Source organism: Alteromonas sp. ABH4_453 (genome assembly GCF_056160665.1).
The window spans coordinates 290,049-312,930 of record NZ_JBSWXP010000006.1 but is presented as its reverse complement, the minus strand read 5'-3'; the positions used below and the strand labels follow the sequence as shown (position 1 = coordinate 312,930).

The 22,882-nt window shown below is 45.4% G+C and carries 14 protein-coding genes; 5 read left to right on the top strand and 9 right to left on the bottom strand.

Annotated features, from left to right (window positions below; genetic code table 11):
* The first annotated feature begins 120 nt into the window (after positions 1-120).
* Both ACXAGV_RS13960 and ACXAGV_RS13955 read left to right on the top strand, forming a co-directional pair.
* On the top strand, positions 121-1,179 hold the full coding sequence (locus ACXAGV_RS13960; RefSeq protein WP_474873775.1) for an efflux RND transporter periplasmic adaptor subunit: 1,059 nt from the start codon (positions 121-123) through the stop codon (positions 1,177-1,179).
* A complete protein-coding gene (locus ACXAGV_RS13955; RefSeq protein WP_474873774.1) occupies positions 1,172-4,288 on the top strand; it encodes an efflux RND transporter permease subunit in 3,117 nt (1,038 codons plus the stop codon). The genes ACXAGV_RS13960 and ACXAGV_RS13955 overlap by 8 nt, the downstream gene beginning before the upstream one ends.
* 223 nt (positions 4,289-4,511) lie before the next feature.
* Here ACXAGV_RS13955 and ACXAGV_RS13950 read toward each other — a convergent pair whose 3' ends face one another.
* The 7 genes from ACXAGV_RS13950 to ffh all read right to left on the bottom strand — a co-directional run bounded on the left by ACXAGV_RS13950 (position 4,512) and on the right by ffh (position 16,268).
* Complete coding sequence (locus tag ACXAGV_RS13950) at positions 4,512-5,768, bottom strand: alpha/beta hydrolase (protein WP_474873773.1); 1,257 nt, start codon at positions 5,766-5,768, stop codon at positions 4,512-4,514.
* 32 nt (positions 5,769-5,800) lie between these two features.
* On the bottom strand, positions 5,801-6,193 hold the full coding sequence (locus ACXAGV_RS13945; RefSeq protein ID WP_118489827.1) for a TerB family tellurite resistance protein: 393 nt from the start codon (positions 6,191-6,193) through the stop codon (positions 5,801-5,803).
* A gap of 454 nt (positions 6,194-6,647) precedes the next feature.
* Entirely contained in the window at positions 6,648-7,865 is a 1,218-nt protein-coding gene (locus tag ACXAGV_RS13940) for a phosphoenolpyruvate carboxylase (protein ID WP_474873772.1), read from the bottom strand.
* Positions 7,862-8,497, bottom strand: a complete 636-nt coding sequence (locus ACXAGV_RS13935; protein ID WP_014978725.1) for a condensin complex protein MksE — start codon at positions 8,495-8,497, stop codon at positions 7,862-7,864. The genes ACXAGV_RS13940 and ACXAGV_RS13935 overlap by 4 nt, the downstream gene beginning before the upstream one ends.
* A complete protein-coding gene (locus tag ACXAGV_RS13930) occupies positions 8,494-12,216 on the bottom strand; it encodes an ATP-binding protein (RefSeq protein WP_474873771.1) in 3,723 nt (1,240 codons plus the stop codon). Before ACXAGV_RS13930 ends, ACXAGV_RS13935 begins: the two co-directional genes overlap by 4 nt.
* Before the next feature lie 352 nt (positions 12,217-12,568).
* Positions 12,569-14,644 carry a YncE family protein gene (locus ACXAGV_RS13925; protein WP_474873770.1) on the bottom strand — a complete coding sequence of 692 codons (2,076 nt, stop codon included), beginning with the start codon at positions 14,642-14,644 and terminating at the stop codon, positions 12,569-12,571.
* Between the two features lie 184 nt (positions 14,645-14,828).
* Positions 14,829-16,268, bottom strand: a complete 1,440-nt coding sequence (gene ffh, locus ACXAGV_RS13920; RefSeq protein WP_474873769.1) for a signal recognition particle protein — start codon at positions 16,266-16,268, stop codon at positions 14,829-14,831.
* A gap of 298 nt (positions 16,269-16,566) precedes the next feature.
* Here ffh and ACXAGV_RS13915 point away from each other — a divergent pair, with 298 nt between their 5' ends.
* Entirely contained in the window at positions 16,567-17,358 is a 792-nt protein-coding gene (locus tag ACXAGV_RS13915; RefSeq protein WP_474873768.1) for a cytochrome C assembly family protein, read from the top strand.
* A gap of 182 nt (positions 17,359-17,540) precedes the next feature.
* On the top strand, positions 17,541-18,833 hold the full coding sequence (locus ACXAGV_RS13910) for an HlyC/CorC family transporter (RefSeq protein WP_474873767.1): 1,293 nt from the start codon (positions 17,541-17,543) through the stop codon (positions 18,831-18,833).
* 26 nt (positions 18,834-18,859) lie between these two features.
* On the opposite strand, the gene ACXAGV_RS13905 is transcribed toward ACXAGV_RS13910, so the two are convergent.
* A complete protein-coding gene (locus ACXAGV_RS13905; protein WP_014997798.1) occupies positions 18,860-19,054 on the bottom strand; it encodes a hypothetical protein in 195 nt (64 codons plus the stop codon).
* Positions 19,055-19,175: 121 nt separating this feature from the next.
* Entirely contained in the window at positions 19,176-19,691 is a 516-nt protein-coding gene (sixA, locus tag ACXAGV_RS13900) for a phosphohistidine phosphatase SixA (protein WP_474873766.1), read from the bottom strand.
* A 171-nt stretch (positions 19,692-19,862) separates the two neighbouring features.
* Between sixA and ACXAGV_RS13895 the strand changes: the two genes are divergently transcribed.
* Complete coding sequence (locus ACXAGV_RS13895) at positions 19,863-22,610, top strand: insulinase family protein (RefSeq protein WP_474873765.1); 2,748 nt, start codon at positions 19,863-19,865, stop codon at positions 22,608-22,610.
* The last annotated feature ends 272 nt before the right edge of the window (positions 22,611-22,882 follow it).

Below are 22,882 nucleotides of genomic sequence, written 5' to 3'. Positions count from 1 at the left end.
TGCTATACGTTACAAATAACACGGTTAACCAATCGGCTACGAATCATCCGGTTTGGTAATACAAAAATAAAGAGCCAGCAGGTTTTTCTGCACAGGTTCCAATAACGCTACGGGTTTAAAATGAAAAATTCATTCTATGGTGCAATGAAGACATGGACAGGTCTTTGCGCTCTTTTTTTAATGATGGTGCCAACTGCAAATGCGCAGTTTATGGGAGACAGGCAAGCAAAGCTTGTAGTAACCAAGCCTATTGAATTTATGAACGAAACGCGAAAAGTGGAAGCAGTAGGTAGTGCAGAAGCCGTTCGCTCAATTGTGTTGTATCCTGCCGTCGCTGATGAAGTAACAGAAATTAACTTTGTCCCTGGGCAAACAGTAGAAAAAGGAAAGGTGCTTGTTCGTCTTGATGATAGACGTCAGCAAACGGCATTAAAACGAGCCAAACTCACTTTGGAAGACGCACAGCGCACCGTAGAACGATTAGCATCAAGCTATAAGCAAGGCGCTGTGCCGGTCAGTGAATTGGACTTAGCACGCACTCAACGTGACCTTGCAGAAGTTGCATTGGAAGAAGCTCAAGCCGATTTACAAGACAGACACATTATTGCTCCTTTTGACGGTATAGTTGGCATTACTGATGTTGAAGTGGGTGACCGTATTAACGAGCAGACGGTTATCACTACCTTGGACAATCGAAGCAAGCTTTTTATCAATTTCAAAGCGCCTGAAGCTGCGCTTCCGGTTTTACTTAATGCACCTAACGTCACGCTGGAACCATGGAGCGATAAAGAGCAAAAGGTAAAAGCCGAAATAGCACAAATTGACTCTCGCATAAACGAAGCAGACCGCACACTTCGTGCTCGCGCATTGTTAGATAACTCGTCTGACAAATTTCGCCCAGGTATGAGCTTTAGGGTTAATCTTAGTATTGAGGGCGAACGCTACGCAGCCGTTCCTGAAGCTGCATTACTGTGGGGAGCAACAGGCGCCTATATATGGCTTGCTGAAGATGGAAAGGCTAAACGTGTAGATGTAAGCGTTCATCAACGCTTAAGAGGAACCATCTTAGTTTCAGGCGATATTAAAGAAGGCGACACATTAATTTCGGAAGGTGTTCAGCGCTTACGCACTGGACAAGAAATTACCACCGAACTGGCCGGAGGACCCAAAGGTGAGTGATCCAAACCTTTCTTCTTCGGTGAGCGATTTGCCCTCACTTTCTATACGACGCCCAGTTTTAATTGTCGTTTTAAATTTGCTTATTGCTATTGCAGGTCTTGCTGCGTTAAGCGGTCTCGAAGTGCGTGAACTTCCTGATGTTGACACGCCTCGCGTCACGGTAACAGCGCAATTTCCAGGCGCGTCACCTGAAACTGTAGATGCCGAAGTGACGGGTCGCCTTGAAGGTGCCGTAGCGCGAGTAAGTGGTGTGAAAGACATTTACGCGCAAAGTGAAGAAAACTCAGCCCGTGTTCGCGTTGAGTTTCGCCCCGGTGTTAATTTAGAAGATGCCGCCAATGAAGTACGTGAATCAGTTAGCCGCGTACAGCGTCAACTTCCCGATGACGTTGAACAAGTAGCGATTATCCGCGCAGACAGCGACGCTCAAGCGGTAGTTAGCCTTGCCATCTCTAGCGACACACTGGATATGGAAACCCTCACTGAGCGCGTTGATACCGACGTAGCGCCTCTATTTTTAAGTATTCCCGGCGTTGCCGATGTTACGTTAAATGGCGACAGAGAACGCGTATTGCGCGTGTCAGTTGACCCGTTGCGTTTAACCAGTTTCGGGCTGTCAATGAGCGACATAGCAGATGCACTCGCACTGGCTCCTTTTGATGTACCCGCTGGCAGTATACAGTCGGCTGAACAGGCGCTTATCGTACGCGCTGATGCAACATCAGTATCAGCAGAAGATGTGGGCAACATTGTGGTTAGCGGCGACATACGTGTTAATGACGTTGCCAGTGTTTATTTCGGTCCGGCCGACACCACTAGTGTAGTTCGCTTAGATGGCACACCAGTAATAGGGGTTGGCGTTATTCGCCAAGCAAGCTCTAACACCATCGAGATTTCTGATGAAGTGCTAGCTATGGTCAAAGACCTCGATAAGCGTTTTGCCGACATGAACATCGTAGTGACAGCAGATGACGCAGAATTTATTCGTGATTCTGTTAAAGAAGTCGTGATATCGCTTAGCCTTACTGTAGCGTTAGTAGTAGTGACATTACTGATATTTATTGGTTCGTGGCGCGCTACCATCGTTCCTGCACTATCTATCCCTGTATCATTGGCTGGCGCGCTGGCAATTATTTGGGGCATGGGCTTTTCAATTAATATCCTTACCCTACTTGCCCTTGTGCTTGCCACTGGCATGATAGTGGACGACGCGATTGTCGTGTCTGAAAACATTCAGCGACGCAGAAGTATGGGTTTAGGTGCTCGCGCTGCCGCCGTAGTTGGCACCCGGGAAGTGTTTTTCGCTGTAGTGGCAACTACAGCCGTGCTCGCTTCCGTATTTATTCCTATCGCTTTCCTTCCATCAACTGCAGGCCGACTATTTAGAGAGTTTGGTGGCGTGTTAGCTGGCGCTGTCGTGATTTCTTCTTTTGTTGCGCTTTCCCTAGTGCCTGCGCTTACCGCACGCCTTAAGGTGAAAGGGACCAAAAGCGGCGGGTTATTTAGTAAAACCTTTGGACGCTTTGGTAATGCATGCCTTGATGTATATCAAGCGTCGCTACTAAAAGCCCTTAAATACGGTTGGGTAGTTGGCATACTAAGTCTAGCCGCTGGCGGTGGTGCTTATATATTGTCACAAAATATCGATAACGAGCTTCTGCCAAGTGAGGATAGAGGCACAATTCGTATATTTGCACGCGGCCCTGATGGCGCAGGTCTTAACTTTATGGATAGACAAGCTGAAAAAATGGAAGAGCTACTGTTACCTTATGTGGACAATGGCACCATTGACTCTATTTACACCGTGGTTGGCTCATGGGACCCGAACATAGTATTTATCACTGCTCCGCTTAAACATTGGGATGAACGGGATAAATCATTGCAAGATGTCGTAAACGAAATACGGCCTAAATTACAGCAAATACCCGGCGCACCCGGCAATGCTTTTGGCGGCAACAGTCTTAACTTGCGCGGCCAAGGCGGTGGTTTAGAAATTGCTCTGACTGGCGATACCTATGAGAATATCTTTCTAGCAGCGCAAAATTTTTCTCGCCAACTAGAAGAAAACTTACCAGAACTCGGTAGACCGAGAATTAGCTACGACCCAACTCAACCACAAATGCGCGTAAACATTGACCGTCGCCGTGCTGAGGAATTAGGCGTACCGCTAACTGATATTGCCAGCACGCTTCGGGCTGCGGTTAATGGCGATGATATCGCCGACTTAAATGTAGGCGATCAAGCAATTCCAATTATGCTACAAACCAACAATCGTAGCACTTTAGACCCGTCTGACCTTACCAGTCTTTTCGTAAAAAGCACCGATGGAAACCTAGTGCCTCTATCAAGTGTGGCCTTTATTAGTGAAGAAGGCGTTGCTGCTGAGTTAGAGCGTCAAGCGCAGCGACGGGCAATAAAAGTTGAAATGGAGTTGCCAGAAGAAGTGGCACTTAGCGAAGTGGTAGATCAAATACGCACGCTAGCGTTAGATACTTTGCCCGATGGCATTGGACTGGTCTTTTTAGGTGAAGCGCAAACCTTTGAAGAAACGTCTAAGCAGGTTGCCCTCACCTATATTTTAGCATTCGTTATTGTATTGCTTGTATTAGCAGCACAATTTGAAAGCGTAAACAGTGCAGTTGTGGTTATGCTTACCGTTCCGTTTGGTATTGCTGCTGCGGTCTACGCACTATTTTTAACAGGCACGAGCATTAATATTTACTCGCAAATTGGACTGGTTATGTTAATTGGTCTTCTCGCTAAAAACGCGATTCTTCTGATTGAATTTGCCGACCAGCTTCGCGATAAAGGCTATGAAATTTATGACGCGATTGTTGAGGCAGGGAAAGTGCGTTTACGCCCCATTATGATGACCTTAGTTTCTACAATTCTAGGTGGCCTACCGTTGATACTATCAACAGGAGCAGGTGCTGAAGCACGCAATGCGATTGGTTGGGTTGTGTTTGGCGGGCTGGGTATCGCGGTGGTATTTACTCTTTACCTCACGCCAGTTTTATATCTAGCTCTTGCCCGCTTTACCAAGCCTCGTGCGGATGAAAGCGCTAAGCTTGAAAAAGAAATGGAAGAAGCGAACGCACAGCACTCATAGTATTGCACCGCTTAAGTTAGCAATCTGTTGGCTTACATGGCGCTGTGGCGACCGAACTGTTCAATGTACAGCCAAATTTGCTTTAAGAAAGAGAAGTACGCCCAACCTCATTAAGGATTAACAGCCATAAACGCTGTTACACGCTTTTTGGCTTGGGCGTTTTTGTAAAACCTTGTAAAGGGGGTTGCAAGAAAATGAACCTAACAATTAGCTCCCTAAGCACCTAATAAGTTTTACAGAAGGCTTTGACTTTAGCTTTACCAGTGAAAGCGAGTAGCTGATCGACCATCCTATCAAAGTAAGGATTGTAGGTTAACCTTGCATACACCTTGTCTTGCTCACTGTTAACTAACGCTTCATCAGCGTTGTCGGGCTCAAATCCCCAAGGCCCGTACCACACTTCTTCGCCAGCTTTGCAGCGCGCTTCAGCGTCGCTACCTTGGCCGTTATCACATATGCGAAAGTCACTCGCAGTTCCATAGAGTGAGTTCTTATCTGAGAAAAGTGTACTCATATGAGAAGCAGCACTAATCCGCTGATCGGGAACATTCATGATTTGCATGATGAGCTTATTTGCAGGCACATCGGGGGCGTTCTCACCCTGCCAAATTAAACACTTTTGTGGGTGAGTAAAGTTATCTCTGAATTGCTCAGCAATCTTTGTAGTATCAACGACACTATCTTTTTCTGCCACTACCATTAGCACGGGCAGATTTATTGTTCGCTTTGCTATTTCCGATTGAGAAAATAAGTCTTGAAGCACATTTACACTCTCTTGATAGGCAGCGAACCCCGGCATTGCAGTGGAGTTATAGCGGCTTGGATTGTCTTCTTCTTCGACATTAGGCCAAGGAAATAATGAGTCGATATAGGGCGCTAAACGGGACACAAAGAAGCGTGACTTAAAGGCTGGTGAAAAATGCATTAGCCCTTTTATACCAAGTTCTTCAGCCATCGAAAAACTTGCTATTGTGGTCAAATTAGCCCCCGTCGAAAAGCCACCAATGTAGAGGTTGTCTACTTCTTCAGAAAACAGCCGTATGTGATGATTCGTTTCTGACTGCCACTGCTCGTAGCTTACGGATAGCATGTCTCCGGGTTTTGAGCCGTGTCCTGGTAACAGGATGGTTCTAACGTGAATACCCTCACTACACATGGCGTTGGCAACATCACGAAAAAAGTAAGGTGAATCGCCCAACCCATGAACTAACAAGACGCCAATATTGCGATATTTAGTGCCGCATTCAAATGGCATGTTCATGGACATTTCTTGTGCTTTATTGTCAGTAATGAACGTCCTGTGCTCGTACAAGTAACGTTCTACTTCATCAAGGTAATTATCGAAAGGCTGCACACCAACCGGAAAGGCCTGTGCACTGGCGCTGAACTGAGAACTGTACGACGAATGGCATCCGCTCATAAAGAACAGCGCGGAATAAGCAACATATGCACATGCTGCTTTAATAGTGAAGTTTGGCATGTTTACCGTGTAAATCTATAACAATAAAAAGATTATTGTAGTGTATCTTTACCCGAAACTAATGCCTTAGCGAGTAGTTTATGGGTTAGCAATGATAGCAACTCGGTTTCTTCTTCGCTTCGCTCGCCATCCACACCGGTAATCGCCATCGCAACTTCTAGTGTTTTTTCTGCGTTAAACGATAGGTCGTTTTTAAGACTTTTTAAGAAAGTAACAGTGTCGCCTGTGTCGATGGCCTTTCGAGCTTGATAAATTGTGTCGTTTAGAAAGGCTTCGCGGCAGATTGGGCTTTGCCAATCTAAAGATTCAACCATTGCGTTTAGGTAGTCTTGCTCAGTCAATGTGACCATTCCATCAACCTGATAGAGTAACACTGAAAGTTTGATAAGGGCTTGGTTAAAACTTTGTTGTTCTGATAATTGCATAACACTCTTCCTCTTCGTACTGTACGCGGCAGTACCACAACATGCTCTGCATCCTAGCAGTAGCGATAAATTTCAGTGTCTACATTGCCAATTAAACATAAAAAGTACTAAAGCCGCTGATTTACTGCCAAAGGCTTGAAACCCGTAAACATGGTACAAGGCTTAACAGCGCTGTTAATGTAGACCACTGAATTGACGGTAACATTACGCAGCGATGAAGCTTTTAGTTCACTATGTTAAATAAGTGTAAACACCTATTGCATTATAGGTCTTTTTTGATAGGTTCCAAGTGCCACACATCGCAAATCTTGGTGTATAGAGAATGAAAGCGTAAGTGATAAAGCACAGAAACTTTCGTTTAGCTTTGGAAACCTGGTGTTGAATGAAAGTCTAGCCCTTTATAAGAAAGGGCCAGACCTACATTTGAAATGGATGGGAAAAACTAAGTCTGTGCCTATCTCAAGCCCAGAGTGATATCATTTATGTAGAAATTGCCCGTATAGATTTTATCGTTATTACCGTGAGATTCTAATGCAAAAAACTGCTTATCTTCATCGTTTAGGGCTTGATACCCCCCAATCACCTGATAGATCCACACTTCAGGGTCAAAGTCTAAGGCGTGTTCTTCAAAGTAATCCAGCGCAGTTTTAGGCTGACCAGAATCGATGACGTCACAGAAATACGCCTCTACCGCTTTCTGCAACGGATCTTTCTCAAGCGACAAGGTCGATTGCTCAGTCACATCAATATCGACCGGCTTCGTGTCTTCGTGCTTAGTCTGACGTTTGTGTACGTGGGTTAACGACGCCACTATATTTTGGTAATCGGCTTCATGCTCAACGTTGTTCACGTCTGGAGCAGCGTTAGCGATAATCGCGTCCGATTGGTTAAACAACACAGGTACGTTAGTCAGGTTAGCGTAGTTGCCTGGCGCAAAATCAGGCTGCTGCTCCATGTGTAGCAAGAAGCCTTTAAGCAAACGTGTCCGACCTTGGAACTCTCTGAACCGGCCCAACAAGTCTAATAAGCGTGCCTGTACGACTGATAACTCCTGCGCGGCTTTGGCAAAGCGCTGCTGCAGTGACACTACCAGCAAGTGACGAAGCTCACGGTTAGAACCTGCCAGTTCACTCAACTCATCGAAGCGGAAACACTCAAGCTGGGCAAGTAAGTCGGTTACCTGCCCTTGCGCTAGTTCATTTTCGCGAATTTTAGCTTCAACCGAAGACACATAACCGAATTCATTGTTAATACGGCCAAACATGACACGCACGCTATTACTCAATGATTCTGAAAGTTGATAGACATGCTCGGTCAAATCGCCCATGTGGGCTGCCGCTTCATTGTACTTGTTGTAGTGAAGGGCTTCCTTATAGTGCTCGGTTAACGTTTTAAGACTAGCCAGCGACGCACCAATATTCGCATTAATTGTACGGTTACGTTCGTCTTGCAAGCTTCCTTCTAAAAGCGTTCTTACCGCACTTTTTAAGCGCAATTCACTTTGCGCTTCGGGACGCCATAAGACTCCCAACTGAATAAGCTGCTCCAATACCTTTGGGCTGTGGTCGCGCTCTTTCACTGAACCATTTACATACGCCTGCATGATAAGGTCGCTGTGACGACCCAACGCATTTAATAGTTTAGTCCCCGCCTGAATTAACACCTGGCTCATATCAAGCTACCTTGCGAAATAGCGGCCTCCGCCTGCTCAGATAAACTCAGCGCTTCAGTTTCATCAATGAAACGTAGCATTTCGTAAAGGTGTTCAATTTTACCGGTGCCCAAATAAATCTGTTTATCTGGGTTTGGCTTGATCAGATAACCCATTTCGGTCAAGCGTTTAAAAACCTGCTTTAGCTGTCCATCTAAGTTCACGCTGGTAGAGCCGAACATACGATAGCGCGAAATTTTCTCTAGTTGCTCTGCATAAGCCGGCGTGTCTTCAATGGTTGTTTGCAGCTCGTTTAATCGAATAGCGCTACCCATGGTAATTGGCATGTCAGATTCATTGGCTTGCTGAACCAGCAGCAACCACTCTACCAGAGGTACTAGGTTAGATGCTGTATCTTGGAACTGCTGTGTAAGCACTTTGCGCTCGTTCTCACCAATGGTGAGAAAGCTGGCAAAGAATACGTCACCCTCAGCGGTGGTCGATAATGTACGATTTAATAACGCTAAATGAGGTTCTAACTGCGCAGCGTTGTCTCTTGATTTAAGAAAACGCCATGCCTCTTCATCGGTCACCTGACAAATAAACGCGCCTTGTAAAAGTGCACTCAGTACACGGCCTTGCTCTGTCATCATGCTGATGTCTCCTCACCTGCTACTTCACCGTTCTTTTCTGCTTCTTTTTTCTGTTTAATGCGCGCCCCTATAGAACTTGCTTTGGGCTGAACCACCTGCAGTTGACGGGTTACCTTATCTATCAAGTAGCGGTTTTCAAACAGTGTCAGTACTTCCGATTCTGGGTTAGGGAATGCGCCGACTACACTAATATTATTGTTTTGACACGCTTCAAAGATTTTCTTCACGTTGTTTTGGTGAAGTGTACCTAGTTCATCGATCGGCCAATGCACTGTGGCGTCAGCATCGCCGCGCAGAAGACGGGTGAAAGCGAGTAAGAATTTACACAAAATAAGGTAGGCCATACCGTGGCTTGATGACTCGTTAAGCTGACGGTCGGTACGAATAACAAGGTCACTTTTACCCTCACGTAGGTGTAGCTCGATATCAAGTAGCTTGCTAATGCCGCCCGTAAGCGCTGCACGGCCAAGAATATCAAGAACCCGGCGCATACTTTGACCGTACTCTTCCTCTGGTAACTCGTTAGCCCCCTCTTCCATCCAGTGCTCATAGAGCTTTCTGAATTGCTCAAGTTCGGGCCAGAATTCAAGTTCACTTATACGTGAGCGAATTTTAACAGCCGAGTCTGATACACCGTCAAGAGAAAGGTCGCCGTCGACCTCTTGGGTAATACGGCGGCTTTGCGACACAATGCGTTTGTCGATATCGGCAAGTACAAAGTAGTATTGCGAAAGATCGGCACCAAAGATACGGCCTTGCTCACGCAAGCCCTGTAGCTTCTGCGGAACAATCACGTTTAGAAGCTGTGCTAAATGCGACACCATACGGCGGTGATCAAAGCTCTTCACGCCATGGGCGTTCAGCGTTGCGCACTCTTCACGGGCGCGCTCCCAAGTGTCAGATAGACCTGTGCCTGCTTGCGCTGCTATAAGCTGATCAAACCGTTCTACATAAGCTCGCACATCGCTCAATAAATTTTCGCGCTCTTGAAGCTGGCTTTGCACTTCAGAGATACGCTGACCAATACTGACATCGTCGTGCTTAATTTCAGCCGTTTCATCACCTGCCTGAAGCGTAAGCTTGGCAAGAGATTTACTTAAGGTTTTAACCTGTTCCAAGTGCTCACTGGCAGTTTTAAGCGTAGTTTCAAGCTGCCCGTGCTGCTCTTGAAGCTGTTCGCGGTTAGCTTTATAGGTTGCTTGTTTGCTGGCTAAATTACGCTCAGATTCGCCCAATAACTTACGCGACTTAGACAAGCCTTCCTGCCATACCACTTTTTGCTTGGTAAACACGTTAGTGTACCAACGCTCGTAGTCGGCTACTTTATGACGGTGGGTTTCAGTGCGTGTGATATCTTCCTTCAGCTTATTGATTTGCTTTTTAAGTTGACCTATCTCATCAACATCCACACCGCGATTACTTAATTCGCTTTCCAGCCAATCCTGCATATCTTTTCGGTCTTGAGCAGCACTGTCCTTTGCTTTTCGCATATCGCTATCAAGCTGAGAAATCCGCGCTTCACTGTCAGCGATGAGCTGCTGCCAATGGAACTTGTGCTCAGTTTCGGCTTCACGCTGCTGATCTTTGATTTCGTCCCGGCTAAGCTCAAACTGTGCTTTCGCTTGCTTTTGCGACTGCTGATTAGCTTCGAGTTTAGTTTTGGCTTTTTGCTTACGAGTAGAAAGCGCCTGCTGATATTCGCTAAGTACCGTATCGCGGTCTTGCTGTGCACGTTTACGGCTGGCTTCGGCACTCTTAACAGCGTTGTCTTTTTGGGTAACCACAAGCTCGGCGTTGCGCACATCTTCGTTCGCTTTCGCCAAGCGCTGTTCGCATTCGTTTTGCGCGGCAAGGGCAGCAGCTTGACGAATTTCAGCTTCTTGCAATTGCTGCTTAAGTGCTTGTTCAGTGAAGGCGTAGTCTGGAGTGTCAAGTTCAGTAAGTGCTAACTTAACGCCCATAAAGGTATGGCTGTCGCCTTGTGCATCCTTTGCCATAGCAGGCGCTAAATCAGTGCGCTCTAGTAGCTCAGGGCGAACAACTTTACCTAAGGATAACTCCCAGTCATCGACATTGGCGCGCAAGAACTCAAGTAGCGAGCCTTCGCCAGGGTAAAGAAGCGCATTAATTTTGTTAACCGCTTTTTCTTCTTGTTGAAAGGCGTTGCGCGCTTTATCTAACGCATTTGAATATTCTTTGCGAAACTCGACTGACTTACTGTGCGCCTGCTGCGCTTGTCGCAACTCACCCCGCGCTGCATCTTCATTGATAGATGCTTCTTTAATGGCCGCATCAAGAATATCTAGCTGGGATTGTTCAAACTCGTTGTAGCCTGCATTGCTAAGTGACGCTTTAAGTTCAGCTTCAGCAACTTTTAGCTCATTCAAACTATTTTGGTAATCGTTCTGAAGCGCGCTTAGCTGGCTATTGTAGTCGCTCTGAATGCGACTTAATGCTTCACGCTCGCTCTGCTGCTGCTCAGCTTTATTCTCTGCGGCTTCTTGGCGTGCGGCTGACATTTCTTCTAGAGTAATTGACAGCTTTTCACCTAGCTCAGCCAAGCGCTTGTTGTAGGCCGACTCAATATCTTGGTGTTTTTCAGTAAGCAGTACATAGCGACTATCGGCCATGGCCTTTTCATTTTGCCACTGCGACAAATTTGCTACATCTTCTTTAAGCTGCTCAATATTGTCGTCTTGCCACTTATCGAATTCACGCTCTACCGTATCAAGTTCACTGGTGAACTTCTCAACATCAGCACGGGCAGAGGAAATAACCTGGTTTAGGTGATCGCGGGTATCACCCCACTCGCTGTCCGTTTGTTTGCGCTGGAAGCTATTCTCATCCAGTTCATTCTTTGTTGTTTCAACGCGCGCAGCCAAGTAGGTCTTATCAAGCTCGAAGCTATGCTTAAGGTTAGCAAGCACTTGCTCTGTTGTGGTTAGCGCCATGTCAGCTTGTTCGAGTTTAGAAAATTCAGGACGAATTTTGTCGAATTGTTTAATTAAGTGACATTCTTTAATCCAGTCATCGACGCGGTGGCGGCTTAGGCCTGAAGTAGGTGGCGTAACACCATCCTCTTCTAAAATGGCGGCAATCATGGCCTTGATAGTTTCCATCTTGCCTTCTTTAGAGTGAACCGCTTTAGCCAACTTCTCAATGTGGCGCATGTGTTTCGACGGTTCGCAAAGGCTAAAGATTTTAGCGTAGCCTAATAGCTCTCGGGCATTATTACTCTGGTTAAGCACACCGTGATCGTTTTGAATGATTGCGCGGAAGTCTTTCGTATTAAGTAAGCTCGTAACCAATATGTTGTTACGCTTCATGGCACGTGCAAGCTCAGCGCTGCTTACACTAGCGTGTTTGCCGTTCTTTTGCTCTATTAAATAGTCACTGATTTCAAATGGCTTGCCGATTAAACGATAATTGACGCCGGTACCATTTGAGCTTAACACTGCTTGGCACAGGTCACCTTCAGCACGCGTGTATTCATAAATAATAAAGCTAGATAAACGAGGCAAATACCAGCGTTCAAAGCTGTCACGGGTTGCCGGCACCACGCGACTTGGGTACTCGCCGTAAAACACGGGAATAAGTCGTTGAAGCGTGGTTTTACCCGACGCATTGGTACCACAAATATTGGTATGTCCATCAAGCTTTAGCTCGACTACGCCTGGTAAATGCGTGTCGATAAGAATAATACGTTTTAAGCCTGCCATAGTGTTCCTGTATCAATAACTCTGCCGCGTGAACGCTCACACAGCACAAAACTGTACCTGCTTTGATAGGGTAAAAGTTGCATACCTGAAAGAAAGCGAGCACATGCGCACGATGTAGCCCGTCAGTGTATTATGAATTCATGAATTTGCACAGATGCGCGGCGATTTGTTGGTTACAAAGCATGCTATTGTTTAAAAGTTAAGTTAGCCAAGCTTTTGAATATGCTAATAACACCACATAAATATAAAGCGGCACGTACTGATTAGGTACGTGCCGCTTTAGCGAAAGCATTGAGCTTTCATTGAACAGCTAAGAAGTGAACTGTTCCTATAAGGCTGTTCATCAGCTATTTTACTTCACTGACAATACATTTACCGACTCAGGCGCGGGATACATCATGCTGAAAGTCGGCGCGATGTCACCCGAGGCTGAATTTAAAATGTTATCGAAGCGAAGGATCATACCGTTTGATTTTTCCGCTACATAAACATGACCATTGCTGAGCATTAGATCTACTGGGTTACCCAACATCGAACTAGGACCTGCGATATTAACCGATACATCAGTTAAGCCATCTGCATTGCCAGCACCAGGAATGACATAAAGTTTGCCGTCTGTTGCATCTGCAGCGCTACCAACGTCAGAGATAACAAGGCTATCGCTTTGGCTATCGTAGTCTATACCATGAATGTTTGTTGGCGCCTCAAATGCAGCACCGCCGCTAGCTGGTACGATTAATCTATCCTCACCGGTAATAACGGTCTCACCGCTTTGCAGTCTGCGCATTACTTCTTCAAACACGGCAACCGAACCGTTGGTTAATGCTAAATAAGCGCTGTCAGTCGATGGGTCGTAATCCACATCCCAAGGGCGAGCCCCGTTAGCGGCTTCAAGTGTTAATAGAGGCGCGACATTACCCGATGCGCATGGCGAAAAAGCTCTTACAGCAGGCGTGCTTTCATTAACATCAGCCACGAATACCACACCGGCTTCAGAAGCAATGTCTAACCCCTTCGGTGCAATCAGTCCGGTTTCGCTACCCATAATCATGTGGTCGTAGCTATCGCTATACGTCATTCCATCGCGCATAGTTTTCAAGCGATTGATGACTAGTAAGCCGCCTGTTGATGTATCCACATCATCAAAAGTGATAACACCGTCACCTCTTGCCGTAAACGCGGCACTCTCAATGCTCATACCTGCGTCAAAAGAACTCAGGTCACTAGATAATGTAGCGCTGTATTGGGCAACCTCACCTGTTGTCGCCCCTTCTGTTGAAGGGTTACTTGATACCGAGAGCCCCATAATAGGCATAGTCGTTATCCCGTCGTCCGAAGCGTCTTTCATTTCATCTAATTCTTTAAACTCAGCCAAAGACTCTGGTTTCACAGAAGGTGTAGATAAAGTTGGTGCAATATCACCGCTCTCTCCGTTGAAAATATTTGAGAAAACCAGAATAGCGTCGTTTGATTTTTCCGCCACGCGAAGGTCAGAGCCCGTTAGAATAACATCTACAGGATTTCCAAGCTGAGTCGACGCTCCACCGATGACTCTTGTTGGTACGACAGCCCCGTCAGCCGACGAGATATCTTCTAAAACAAAAATTTGACCGTCGTCTGCAACTGCTGCATCACCCACATCAGAGACTACCATGCGGTTAGACATAGGCTCATATACAATACCATGAAGGTTAACTGATATTTGATTGCCATCTGCATCAGAAGGCACCACCGAGCGCATTACTGTGGGCGCAAAGCCCGAACCAGCTACGTTGTCGTATACCGCTAACGTACCATCGGTTAGAGCCACAAATAATCTATCGTTTTGTTCGTCGTATGCCAGGTCCCATGGTTTTGCGGAAACCATAATCTCAGCTACAGGCGCAACATCTCCCGACGCTTGCCCTCCAAAAACGCTTACCTTTTGACCGTTAAAATCAGCTACCATTACTAGGCCAGCATCTTCAGCAAACGCGATACCTTTGGGGTTAACCAGACCTGTTGCTGTACCGGTTATTTCGTTACCCGTATTCATCATGTAGTTGGTTTGGGTATCGAATTTACACAATGTCCTCAGTAAGGGTAAATCACTGTCACCAGCTTGCACCAAGGCACCGCTTCCAGTGAAAACAATGCCTTCATTAGCACCTGTAGTAACCGTGCTGAGTGCATTGGCATTTTGATCTACTACAGTTACCGTATTGCGATTATCATCGCCATTATTCGCAACCAAAAAAGTACCCGCAGCGAAGCCCGGAGCTCCATCTTGTCCTGGCGCGCCATCGACGCCATCGACGCCATCGACGCCATCAGCACCATCCAAACCGTCGGTCCCGTCGTCACCATCACAGGCACTAAGTGCGAACACCATGGCTGTAGCTAATAGTGACAGTTTTAATTTTTGTTGTGATGTTTTATTGAATTCCATCTTCATCTCCATACTTGTTGTTTTTGAAGAGACGCTGTCAACCGCGAATCTGTGCGATAGATACTGCTCACGTCCTATTCAATAAGCCTTACGAGCCACATTTGATATTGGATGCAATAAAAACAAAAAAAACCTCAATGCATTGCTGCTATTAAGGTTTTGGTAGTTTTTTAACTATAGCGAATTAGCGTGGTGGGAAGCCGCCGCCTCCGCCGAAGCCGCCCCCGCCAAATCCACCTGGACCGCCCGGACCACCCGGGCCTCCAAAGCCGCCACCACCCGGTGGCATCATGCCTTTCATCTGGCGCATCATTTTCTTCATCCCGCCGCCGGACATCTTCTTCATCATTTTTTGCATTTGCGTAAACTGCTTAAGCAAACGGTTTACGTCTTGAATTTGCGTACCTGAGCCTGCCGCAATGCGACGCTTTCGTGAACCTTTGATCATGTCAGGGCGCGCACGCTCAGCTGGTGTCATTGAATTGATGATGGCTTCCATTTGATTGAACTGCTTGTCGTTCGCCTGATCTTTAATTTTATCAGACATACCGCCCATGCCAGGCAGCTTATCAAGCATTCCCATCATGCCGCCCATGTTCTTCATCTGCTCGAGCTGATCTTTAAAGTCTTGCAGATCAAAGCCTTTACCTTTCTGTACCTTTTTGGCCAGCTTTTCGGCTTTTGATTTATCTACTTTACGCTCAACCTCTTCGATAAGGCTAAGCACGTCACCCATGCCCAAGATACGAGACGCAACACGCTCAGGATGGAAAGGCTCAAGTGCATCAACCTTCTCCCCCATACCAATAAACTTGATGGGTTTACCGGTAATGTGACGAACCGACAGCGCAGCACCACCTCTTGCGTCACCATCTGCTTTGGTCAGTATTACACCGGTTAGCGGTAGCGCGTCGTTAAACGCCTTTGCCGTATTCGCAGCGTCTTGACCTGTCATGGCATCAACCACGAACAGAGTTTCAATTGGCTTAACAGCAGCGTGAAGCTCTTTAATTTCATCCATCATGTCGTTGTCGACGTGTAAACGACCTGCTGTATCCACTAGCAGTACATCAAAGAAGTTCTTCTTCGCTTCTACGATGGCATCGTTAACGATATCAATGGGCTTTTGTAAAATCGTAGATGGATGGAAAGCAACATTCACTTCACCAGCAAGAGTTTCAAGCTGCTTGATAGCGGCGGGACGGTATACGTCGGCACTCACTACCATTACTTTCTTTTTCTCGCGCTCTGTTAAGTATTTGGCAAGTTTACCTACAGAGGTGGTTTTACCCGCACCTTGTAGGCCCGCCATAAGAACGACAGCCGGAGGTTGAGTTGCGAGGTTAAGCTTTTCGTTTGCCTCCCCCATCACCGACTCTAGTTCAGACTGAACGATTTTAATAAATACTTGGCCAGGCTTGAGGCTTTTGGTTACTTCGGTACCAACTGCACGCTCTTTTACCTGTGCAACAAACGCTTTTACTACGGGTAGCGCAACGTCGGCTTCAAGTAGCGCCATACGCACTTCGCGTAGCGTTTCTTTAACATTGTCTTCAGTAAGACGCCCTTTACCGCTGACATTTCGTAATGTCTGGCCTAAGCGTTCTGATAAATTCTCAAACATAGTATGAAACTTCTTTTTATTTCAGACGTAATGCCCGCATTGTAACGTAAAAGCGAACGGTAACGTACCCACAATTGCGGTTAAATTTTTAAACTTTTGCGTTAAGGGTTGTCGAAATTAGATGTACGAATTTCGAAGTAGGTATGGAATTAAAATTGCCTTTCCATGCTCCTATACCCACATTAAAAATGGGTGTGAAACAAACAAAATCAAGGAGATGGTTGAATTTACTTGCAAGTTGCAGTATCAATACCGACTCAGTCGGTGAAGACGTCACCTACCTATTACAGGACGCATCATGAACACCCTTTTCGCCATTTCTGCCGCTTTACTCTACGCATTAGCTGCGGCAGTACTTATTGGCAAATTCGTACACCAAGACGGCCCGAATAAGCGATTAGGGCTATCCATCGCTAGTGTTGGGGCAATTGCACATATCGCTTTTCTAACCAACGCAATTATTGTCGCCCCTGGGCAAGACATGAGTGTTACCAACGTGCTTTCATTAGTGTCGTGGATAATCACTGTTTCCATGCTTATATTTGCCCGCGCCATCCCAAATCTTATTTTACTTCCGGTTGTGTTCGGCTTTGCAAGTCTCACGGTACTCGCCTCACAATTTATTCCCGTGTCGTACATTATGCATATAGAGCTTCAGCCGGGTTTGGTTATCCATATTAGCTTGTCGTTGTTTGCTTACTGCACTTTGGTTATTGCATTCCTATATGCGCTTCAAATGTCCTACATTACTTACCGACTAAAGCAAAAAGGTGCGGCGTTACTCCATTCATCGCTACCGCCTTTGATGCTTGTAGAAAACATTTTGTTCAAGCTGTTGCTTGCAGGCACTTGTCTACTCACTGTCTCACTTATCAGTGGGTTTGTTTTCTTAGAAGATATGTTCAACAAAACTTACGCGCATAAAACGGTGCTATCAGCGGCCGCTCTGGTTGTTTTTCTTATTCTTTTGATAGGCCAGAAACTTCGAGGTTGGCGCGGGCGACAGGTCATTGTGATGACAGTGTTGGGTGTTAGCTTATTGTCCCTAGCTTATTTCGGTAGCAAGTTAGTTCGCGAGTTTCTACTTTAATAAGGGCGTTATTTAGCAAGGAATTTCTTGCAAAGATTTTTAGAGACGCCGCGCAAAGCTCGGTAATATTCCTCACTTACTGAGCTTTTCTCGTCAATTAGGGTCAGATCGGTAATTTCTCCTTGAAACTCGGACCTCAAATCAATACATTTGAAGCCTAAGTTAAGACAGGAACCCATTAATTGGACGACATATCAACGAGTACGCTGTTTATCGCGCTCGGCGTACTCATATTACTATCTGCGTATTTTTCAAGTTCAGAAACTGGCATGATGTCGATAAACCGTTATCGACTCAAGCACTTGCAAGGAGAAGGCAATCGTTCAGCTATACGTGTTGCTAAACTCCTAGAGCGACCAGACCGCCTTATCGGCCTTATTCTCATCGGAAACAACTTAGTTAATATTGCAGCGTCATCGCTTGCAACCATACTCTGTATTCGTTTATTTGGTGACTATTGGGGGCTTTTTGCTGCGACGTTCGGCTTGACGCTGGTCCTGCTTATTTTTGCAGAAGTAACGCCTAAAACGTTGGCTGCACTGTATCCAGAAAAAGTGGCATTCCCGAGTTCTATTATCCTGCTTCCACTACTTACTTTGCTGTACCCTTTTGTGGCAGCCATTAACGGTATCACAAACGGTATTCTAGCCTTGCTAAAAATTAGTCCTGCAAGTGGAAGTGATGACTCGTTAAGTCGAGAAGAGTTAAGAACCGTGGTGTTCGAAGCTGGTGCCATGATTCCTAAGCGACACCAAGATATGCTAGTTAGTATTTTGGACTTAGAAAGCGTAACGGCCGAAGATATTATGGTTCCACGCGCTGAAATTTTTGCTATCGACATAAACGACGATTGGAAGAAAATTCTGAAAGCGTTAACCCATGCTCAACATACCCGAGTTCTGTTATACAGAGACAGTGTCGATGATGCGGTAGGCTTTGTGCACGTGCGTGACGCCCTACGTCTTTTATCAAAAGATCAGTTTACTAAATCGAGCTTGCTTCGTGCAGTTCGTGAGATTTATTACACACCTGAATCTACACCACTGCACACATTGATGTACAAATTCCAAGCCGAAAAAGAGCGCATTGCTCTGGTTGTTGATGAGTATGGCGACATCATGGGCTTAGTCACGCTAGAAGATATTCTTGAAGAGATTATCGGTGACTTTACAACGAGTATGGTTCCAGACCACAGTAAAGAAGCGCACGTTCAGCAAGATGGCTCGGTACTGGTTGATGGAAGCGCCAACGTACGAGAGTTGAACAGAGAAATGGATTGGAATTTGCCGACTGAGGGCCCTAAAACTCTAAATGGATTGTTGCTTGAGTACCTTGAGGATATTCCTGAGAACAAGGTAAGCGTACGTTTGGCGGGTTACCCATTAGAAATTGTAGACATTTCAGAAAGCATGATAAAAACAGTTAGAATCATGCCCGAATACTACGTACCACCAAGAGAATCGAATAACGACTAAACTCCTAAGGCTAGCAGTTTCAAACGCTAGCCTTTTGCTTCATCAGCGAGTCGCTGCGCTCGATTTGCCAGCGCTCTCGCTTTCGCAGCAGCGACTTTATCTGACAACTCAGATAACTTGGCAATAATATCCTGCGTCTCCTCATCTTCACGTAAATCAGCCTCCGCCATATGCGATTGCAATGAACGCTTAAGGAGCTCAGGAATAGATTTGCTGTCCATTTCCCAACCCTTCAGTAGAATAAACTTTGACACTCTCAAAGAGGCTATCGACCGAAGAGAAAGATACTTAACTACTAATTGTTCAGTTTTTGCAAAATTGGGGATGAATTAACTACACGCTTTAGACGCCTTGGTAGTGGGTAATTAAGGTGCCTTTATGCTCGTTCAATGAATACTTGATAACAGCAATTGATGCTGTAGAAAACAAGCTGGTAGTGTAAGACTGGCAAAGTTCATCTACCAGATAGCTAACCAGCGGCATGTGGCTTACCACTAGCAGTTTTTTGATTGGCTTTTTTGAATTAACCGCAGAATGAAGAAGCCCATCAATATAGTCACTGACTAAACGAGGGGAGCCTTCCGGAACAATATCTTCATTGCTTTCCACTTTGTCAGCTACTATGTCTAGCGACACCATATCATGGGTTTGTTTGGCTCGGCGGTATGGGCTAACAAGCGCTAAATCAACACTACCTTTCGTGCAATACTGTTTTTTCAACCATTGTGCAGCTGACTTCGCTTGCTCTCGTCCAAGTGACGTAAGCTGCCTACTCTTGTCATCGAGTCTGGGTGCTTCTGCTTCACCGTGACGCATAATGAAAAGATAAATGTCGTCGTTGCTACTTTGACCTGACATAACATTGCGCATAGTATTAATGAAAGTATGCTAACGATATCAGAGAGCTGATTCTACGCCTAGCGCTAAACTATGAATAATGAGAATTTTCGACCATTATTTAAGGTTTTGTGAAGATTATCTTAATAGACGCTCCAGCAGTAAGGTGCCTTTTATCAAATATGAGACGATGTGAATAACACAATAAACCTAGAAGACGCGCACCACGTTACTTTACCTAACGGGCTACGCGCTATGTTATGTTATACGCCTGAGGCAAGTGAGTCGTTTGTTTCTATGGCGGTAAGAGCCGGGCACTTCTACGACCCTGATGATTGTCAGGGGTTAGCTCACCTGTTAGAGCATATGTTGTTTATGGGAAGCCGTCATTTACCCAAGCCTAACGCAATAAATGGTTTTATTGAGCAGCATGGGGGCACGATAAACGCTTGGACAGGCACCGAGTATGCAAACTACCATTTTAACTGTAGCGGTGACGCTATTGCGCAAACCTTGCCCGCGTTCGCCGATATGCTTAGACAGCCTTTGTTTGAAGACGAGGCGCTAACTAACGAAATCAAGAATATTCATGCAGAGTTTGAATTCAAAAAGAAAGACGACCTGCGTCGACTTTATCAAATTCACAAAGAAACCTGTAATCCACAGCACCCCTTTGCTAAGTTTTCAGTAGGCAATAGTGATACCTTTTCTCAACATGGATGCGCCGCACTTAAACAACGCCTTAAAACACTTCATCAAACCTATTATTGCGCAAAAAACATGTGCTTGTGTATCGTCAGTAGCATGCCGCTCCCGCAGCTTGAAGCATTAGTGCACCAATGTTTCGGTAGTATGCCAGAAGGTGAATTGGCAGCTGATGATTGGCCACCGCTTTACACCGATAATGAGCTAGGAATACAAATAAACATTCACCCACTGCAGTCAGCTAAGCGAATGATAGTAACGTTCGCCCTACCCGCTTTACAGAATGACTACAAAACAAAACCATTGAACTATATTAGTCATTTAATTGGGGATGAAGGTGAAGGAAGTTTACTTGCCTACCTTAAAGAAAAAGACTGGGCGCTGAACCTGATTGCTGGCTCAGGTATAGAAGGAGACAACTTTAAAGACTTTAATGTGAGCTTTCAGCTGTCGCAAAACGGGCTCGACAACAAAGACCGTGTATTAGAGGCACTTTTTAGTTATATCTCAATAATTCGAGACGCTTCTAATGAGGATTGGCGTTTTCACGAGAAATCGAAGCTAAATACGCTAGCCCTTGAGTACGAAGAAAATATCAAGCCACTTAGCTTGGTCACTGAATATGCGCAGCACCAGTTTATTTTTAGTCCAGACGAATTATGTAAACTGCGCTCTACTATAGGAAGCTATGATAAAAGTGTCATTGAGCATGCTTTGTCCTATTTCACACCGGACAACATTCGTCTGAAAGTTATTTCGAAAGACGTAAAGACAACACAAGTTTGTGCATTCTACGAAGCTGAATATAGCGTAGAGAAAATCAGTGCTGCGTTATTGCAAAAACTTGCTTCGCCTTCAGCTATAAGTGAATTACAGCTTCCTCCGCCCAACCCTTATTTAGCAAACGAGTACAGCCTTATTCTGCCTGAAACTGGGTTTAACATTCCGAATAAGTTAGTCGACACGGGCGGTTACCGGTTCTGGTTTGCACAAGACCAGCAGTTCCACAGCCCTAAAGGCGATATTTATATTTCTTTTGATGCCGCAAAATTTTCTGACTCTTTACTGTCTGTTGCCGCCAAACGCATTTGGCTTGGCGCTTTAAATGATCATTTGCAGGCAAAATATTATAGAGCTGAAATTGCCGGTCTTCACTATCGCATATATGGCCATCAAGCTGGCTTTACGCTTCACACGCGAGGCTTTACTAACCAGCAAACGTTTTTGGCCAACCAACTTCTCGATGCCGTACTTGATTTTGTACCTGACGAAAGAGCGTTTGAGCATCACAAAACGATGCAGCTCCAAAGCCTTCACAACTCGCTATTGAACAAGCCAACTAACCGTTTATTTTCTAGATTAAGTGTACTTATTCAACGTAACACCCAGGCTCCGGTAGAGCTATTAGACGTGATAGACACTATCACTTACGAGCAAATGCTTAATTTCAGAGCCCGTGCTTTTGAACATTATTTTATTGAAGCATTTATTCATGGAAACTGGGCAAGTGAAGAAGCAAAAGCCTTTTCAGCAACCCTACAAAAACAATGTAAAAATGCAGGTGGTGGTCCACTGTCACGTGCCGTATCTAAGCTTCCAGTTGGCGGAACACTTTATCACGAAGTGCTTTGTAATCATGACGACTCCGCGGTTGTGCTTTATCTACAGGCCCCGTCCCCAGGTTTAACCGATACCGCGTTATGTATGGTGTTAGAGCAAATGCTAGCCGCGCCATTTTTCAATTCTTTACGTACAGAGCAACAACTGGGCTATATCGTAGGAACGGGCTATGTTCCACACAACCAGCACCCCGGCATGGCGTTTTACATTCAAAGTCCACAGTGCAGCCCCAAACACTTGTTAGATGCGATGACCGACTTTTTATTTCAGCAGTTAAACGAAATAGAATTTTACCGCTTCTATTGGCCAACTATTCAACAAAATCTCATAAAGCAGCTAGAAGAACGCGACCTTACGCTTTCGATGAAGTCTCAACGATTATGGGTGAGCTTAGGTACCCAAGATTTAGGTTTTAATAGAAACATTAAGCTTGCCGAGCGCGTGAAATCGCTGAGTTTTGAAGAAATTCAAGATTTTGCACACCAACTCGCTAAGCGCGAACGTTGCGGAGAACTCGTTCTGTTTTCAAGAGGAAAGTTCGAAGCAATCTCAACCCAAGGGAAACGAACTATCAACAGCATTTCTCACTTTAAGCAAGAAATCCCGTACTACTAACCAACGTATTACTAATAACACAGTGTTAAACATATCCGTCGATTTGTCTGTCTATTCACGGAATGTTTAGCATCTTGTTTGCGCAGTAAGTACACTGCGCCCATAAATCGCTAACTTAAAAAGTTGCTGGCAACACCGCCAGTTCTTTCAACATCTTGTGGATAACAGACTCGAACCTGCAATATAGTCAGAATATAAACGTCAAGTTTTTGACCACGGTGTCGATAAATAGACACCGAATTCACCCTCGGTTGCTTAATAAGTAACCCATC

What these genes read in the sequence shown, in the direction of transcription:
- ACXAGV_RS13945 (WP_118489827.1), bottom strand. Translation starts at nt 6,193, where the DNA reads ATGCAATTATCAGAACAACAAAGTTTTAACCAAGCCCTTATCAAACTT.
- ACXAGV_RS13935 (WP_014978725.1), bottom strand. Translation starts at nt 8,497, where the DNA reads ATGATGACAGAGCAAGGCCGTGTACTGAGTGCACTTTTACAAGGCGCG.
- ACXAGV_RS13930 (WP_474873771.1), bottom strand. Translation starts at nt 12,216, where the DNA reads ATGGCAGGCTTAAAACGTATTATTCTTATCGACACGCATTTACCAGGC.
- ACXAGV_RS13915 (WP_474873768.1), top strand. Translation starts at nt 16,567, where the DNA reads ATGAACACCCTTTTCGCCATTTCTGCCGCTTTACTCTACGCATTAGCT.
- ACXAGV_RS13960 (WP_474873775.1), top strand. Translation starts at nt 121, where the DNA reads ATGAAAAATTCATTCTATGGTGCAATGAAGACATGGACAGGTCTTTGC.
- ACXAGV_RS13925 (WP_474873770.1), bottom strand. Translation starts at nt 14,644, where the DNA reads ATGGAATTCAATAAAACATCACAACAAAAATTAAAACTGTCACTATTA.
- ffh (WP_474873769.1), bottom strand. Translation starts at nt 16,268, where the DNA reads ATGTTTGAGAATTTATCAGAACGCTTAGGCCAGACATTACGAAATGTC.
- ACXAGV_RS13905 (WP_014997798.1), bottom strand. Translation starts at nt 19,054, where the DNA reads ATGGACAGCAAATCTATTCCTGAGCTCCTTAAGCGTTCATTGCAATCG.
- sixA (WP_474873766.1), bottom strand. Translation starts at nt 19,691, where the DNA reads ATGTCAGGTCAAAGTAGCAACGACGACATTTATCTTTTCATTATGCGT.
- ACXAGV_RS13940 (WP_474873772.1), bottom strand. Translation starts at nt 7,865, where the DNA reads ATGAGCCAGGTGTTAATTCAGGCGGGGACTAAACTATTAAATGCGTTG.
- ACXAGV_RS13950 (WP_474873773.1), bottom strand. Translation starts at nt 5,768, where the DNA reads ATGCCAAACTTCACTATTAAAGCAGCATGTGCATATGTTGCTTATTCC.